Here is a 4,220-nt window from a genome sequence, read left to right on the forward strand (position 1 = left end):
TGTTTCCCCCAAAGTTGGGGGGCTAGGGGGGCAAAATTCAGTATCAAAAAACTTGGGAGATCTCCTCTTAGCTTTCTTTGCTAGCTTTGTGTTAGAGATACCCTTAATTCAACAAATCATGAGGTGGGATATGACAGTATTACGAGAATCACTTAGGTGCGCTTTCCGCATTAAGAATTAAATTCGCCACGGGTCGCACCTCTGGTATCAAGAGATTTTACAAGAGGGTCTTGCTCAAGGCATCCAACAAGGGATTGAACAAGAACGTCGAGGCAGTTTAGAGCGCATCCTTAAACTGCGATTTTCCGAGATTCCTGTCGAGATATCCGTCAGAATTCAAGCCTTAACTCTTGAACAATTAGAAGAGTTGATGGCCACAGCATTAACGGTTAACTCCCTAGATGAGAAAGCGTGAACATTTGCCCAATTAATTAAATAAGGCCACACCCCACCTCGACCGTGGGGTGGGTTTTCCTCTTGATTTTACAACTCCGATCAGTGACAGAACAGAGATATTCGCGCATCACCTCAAGTAGCACCATCTGTAGCGCATTAGCTGATAGCTGATAGCTGTTCGCACCTCAAGCAGCGTGGCCTTTGGCCAAGCGTGCGCGTAGCGCATTAGCTGATAGCTGATAGCTGATAGCTGATAGCTTACCTAAATTATAAATTTTTCCGTGATACTTATATCTCCCAATTTTAATCTGACACTGAATCGTTCCTCTGGTTGGCAACTGAAATCAATTTGGATCTTGTCGTTAGTTTTTCCAGCTTGAGCTTTCATACAAGAATTTCCCGATTCATCGAGTAAATTTACCTGCAAATCTGGTGGTAAATACATTGAATCACCCGCAGGATATAGCCGCATAAAAATATCAATATCTTCAGTATCAGGAGGTTGGAAATTCACTTGCAGCAGCAGGACTACCCCTTGACCAGCTAAGTCCATTAGCTTGGCTCGCATTGTTGATCTGTCATTACCTCTTAAAGCCTGTATGCTCGGTTCTTGCTTGGAGCGCCGCTTGATACCTAACTCCGATCCTCTGAAGGCAGTAACCGTTTTGAAACTAGACCTGTACCTATACTCAGGTAAAAGTGATGCTGGTGGTTGCCAATCTGCCTGAAATATTTCTTCAAACCATTGGGTTACCCTCACCGATTTCTTAATCCAATCAATCTTGTCAATTAGTGTATCGAGAGATTCAAGCTTTTCTAGGGGTAAAGGGTCTAGGGATTTAGCGATCGCATGATACGGAGCAAATCCCAATAACTCTACCTGGTCTAATTGCTCACTGAACTGCACTGCCACATAGCCAATCCGGTCTTCGGTCACTTCTAGTGGCACGTTCAAGGCTGACTGACCTGGTAGCACTGGACGACATTCCAATTTACCAATGTTGGGCAAAACCAGATCAGCTACATCAAACAATACTCTTAAACCCGGATTCCAACAATCACTTTGAGCAAGATTACTGGGAATCTCGAGCCATTTAAGATAGTTGTTAACAGCATAAACTGCTAAAGTATTGAGATAGACGTGTTTTCCCTTCCTAGGGGTGGCTTGTTCAGCAGCAAACTGTGCTGCATAACTATGAGCGTATGGGCTAATATAAACCTTAATGTTAGTTAATTCTGTAATAGTCATGGTTGATATCCAAACGTTTCAGCAATGTCTTTTAGCCTTGGCAGGCATTTTTTCTTCCAGTGAGAGTAGAGAGTTTGTTGGTTAGCCTTAAATTCTCTAGCAATCTCAGCAATTCTTTGGGGTGGTTCTTGTACTAGCAACCGCATTGCTAATAGCTGACAATTACATTTGGGATATTTGCGGGGATGACAACTGATTAGTTTCCCATCTGGATCGTTTTTAATTTCTTCGAGAATCCCTTGACTTAGACGCTGGCGTTCAGCTGTCTGGATTGCTTCAATGTAATCATCCAGTCTACTCAAGGAAGGTCTAGGGTCTGGCAACCGGTCTTCTAGAGTCCTTGAATCCTCGTCACTGTTACCGATCGGTTGATTAGTGCTAATCCTTGGATATTTACTATCTGAGATATATAAATCTCGGATGCGCCAGCGTAAATATCCGTTGATCCAGGTAACTAAGCTTTTTTCAACGGAGGTTGAACTTGGCTCAAACTGGTACAGATTGCGGATGACCCATTCCCAGGTTCGATTTAACGCCTCTAGATAGTCTACGTGGGAAGATTTGTAAATGCCAGGTAGATTTTGAATAACGCTCAGGAGACGATTCAAGGCTTTCTGCCGCTCAGGACTTCGGTCTGGGTAGCGGGATACTGCTTCAATTAGGTTTCTTAGGATTTGATCCACAGGAGTCTTTTTCCCCAGCTGCCCTGCCTTTGGCTGCCATAGTTGAGCAACACCAATGGAGCGGTCGCAAACCAGGATACGAGAGTCTACATGGGTGAATTTTAACTGACTTTTAACTAACCAATTAAACTCCCAGTAGCTGGTATGACTGCTGATAGGCTGGATGCACCCTGATACATTAACCACCATTGTTAATCCTCTCGATTGCTTACCCGTAGTTGTTCTACCAAGCCTAGATAACTCAGAGGCTGGCTTTGGGTCATTGACCAGTGGGGAAGTTGGTAATGGTGGTTCACTATCATGACTAGTACTGTTTTGAACTCTCTATGTACTTATCAGCCCTAGCTGAGCATTTTATGAATCCGATTTTTGGAACCCGAGCCGGTTGACTGAAAAAACTCTCCTGTGTGTTACTGCTATGTAAACAGCCCAAGAAGCCTTCTTGACTCAGCCTTCTCAAGATTAGGCTGAGTTTGTGATAATATTGTGAGGTCTCTACAGTCAAGTCTCTACCGTCTTGTTTCTACTGAGATTTAGGAAGCTAGCTTCACAGAGTATAATTTTTTGTTTTTACCTGAATTCCCCATAAGCAACTCTCCTATGATTGAGTATTTGTATTCTAGGAAATAGTTTAGTAAAAAAATAACACTTTTTTGCTAGATGATATATACCTTGTGGCCAACTTAATTTTTAAGTCTTTAAAATTATTGATTGCTGACCTTGAAAAATCTTTTAATTTAGTCCTGTCTTCCCGATTCCTTATTTCCTACTCCCTACTCCGAAGCTCCGAAACTCGGAATCTCCCCTGCTTTGGAAGCTCCCCTGCTTTGGAAGCTCCCTTGCTCCCCGTGCTCTAGTCACCAGGGATTTGATATAACCCCCTTGGGTGGAAGAGCTGAGTTCACCCTGATGGGAAAGAATAGCGCTAGATAAAAACCATGATTTTATCAGCAATTTTGCCCTTGCCATTAACAAATTTTCTGTATAAGGTGCTATACTTTAATATATGAAAACTGTTTTGGTGGTAGAAGATAGCGTAACAGAAAGACAGTACCTAACTCGCTGTTTGCAACAAGCGGGTTTGGGGGTTACTGGCGTGGCTAGTGTAGAGGAGGCTCGGGAAAAATTATCTCACCATACACCAGATTTAGTGGTTTTAGATGTAATTTTGCCTGGTCAAAGTGGTTTTGAGTTTTGTCGAGCCCTGAAAGTTAATCCTCACACTAGCCAGATTCCTGTGGTGATTTGCTCCACCAAAGGTACTGAGGTGGACAAAATTTGGGGAAAGATGCTGGGGGCTGATGCCTACTTAGCTAAACCAGTGACTCCAGAAGAACTGCTGTGTACCCTAGAGGAGCTGATTCAATAGTTAGGGTTTGTTGACTGTTAACCGTTGACCGTTAAGTGTTAACCTAGGACAATTCTGGATTCCCCCCACCTCCAGACTCTTCCTTCACTTACGGACTCTTCTCTTTTTAAACTGGATCGGTCTTGCAAGGCGAGGTTGTATGATACTTGCGCACCGTTGCCACTACTTTTTGATTGTCGATTGGTTTGCTAAGGAAATCAGTGGCCCCAACGATTCTGGCTCTTACCCGGTCTACAATACCATCTTTAGCAGTCAGAATAATCACTGGTGTATTGGCAAACATTGACACCCGGCGGATCTGGGCGCACATTTCGTAGCCATTAACAATCGGCATCACCAAATCCAAGAATATTAAATCTGGCTTATGCTTGAGTAGCAAAGGTAGAGCTTGGATAGAGTCTTGGATTCCTAAAAATCGATAACCTGCTGATTGAATCACTTCCTTCATAATTTTACAGGTTTGGGGGTGATCATCAATACAGACTATTAATGCCTGATCAGACTTCTTCTGGGATTTTGGGGT

The 4,220-nt window shown here is 43.2% G+C and carries 5 protein-coding genes and 1 pseudogene; 3 read left to right on the top strand and 3 right to left on the bottom strand.

Translation table 11 applies throughout. The features are described from left to right. Window positions 1-181: pseudogene (locus tag F6K20_RS26715) on the top strand (hypothetical protein); the annotation flags it as partial. 114 nt (window positions 182-295) lie between these two features. After that, window positions 296-415 carry a hypothetical protein gene (locus tag F6K20_RS26720; protein ID WP_502708880.1) on the top strand — a complete coding sequence of 40 codons (120 nt, stop codon included), beginning with the start codon at window positions 296-298 and terminating at the stop codon, window positions 413-415. Between the two features lie 243 nt (window positions 416-658). Here the strand turns inward: F6K20_RS26720 and F6K20_RS26725 are convergent, their stop codons facing one another. Both F6K20_RS26725 and F6K20_RS26730 read right to left on the bottom strand, forming a co-directional pair. Beyond that, complete coding sequence (locus F6K20_RS26725) at window positions 659-1,645, bottom strand: DUF1822 family protein (RefSeq protein ID WP_287296660.1); 987 nt, start codon at window positions 1,643-1,645, stop codon at window positions 659-661. Further along, window positions 1,642-2,517, bottom strand: a complete 876-nt coding sequence (locus F6K20_RS26730) for a hypothetical protein (protein ID WP_287296662.1) — start codon at window positions 2,515-2,517, stop codon at window positions 1,642-1,644. Before F6K20_RS26730 ends, F6K20_RS26725 begins: the two co-directional genes overlap by 4 nt. An 817-nt stretch (window positions 2,518-3,334) precedes the next feature. Between F6K20_RS26730 and F6K20_RS26735 the strand changes: the two genes are divergently transcribed. Continuing rightward, window positions 3,335-3,697 carry a response regulator transcription factor gene (locus F6K20_RS26735; RefSeq protein WP_008187608.1) on the top strand — a complete coding sequence of 121 codons (363 nt, stop codon included), beginning with the start codon at window positions 3,335-3,337 and terminating at the stop codon, window positions 3,695-3,697. Window positions 3,698-3,803: 106 nt separating this feature from the next. On the opposite strand, the gene F6K20_RS26740 is transcribed toward F6K20_RS26735, so the two are convergent. Further along, on the bottom strand, window positions 3,804-4,220 hold a 417-nt coding region (locus F6K20_RS26740), incomplete at its 5' end, for a response regulator (protein ID WP_287296664.1).

This window comes from Moorena sp. SIO2C4 (genome assembly GCF_010672485.1).
Taxonomy (GTDB): Bacteria; Cyanobacteriota; Cyanobacteriia; order Cyanobacteriales; family Coleofasciculaceae; genus Moorena; species Moorena producens.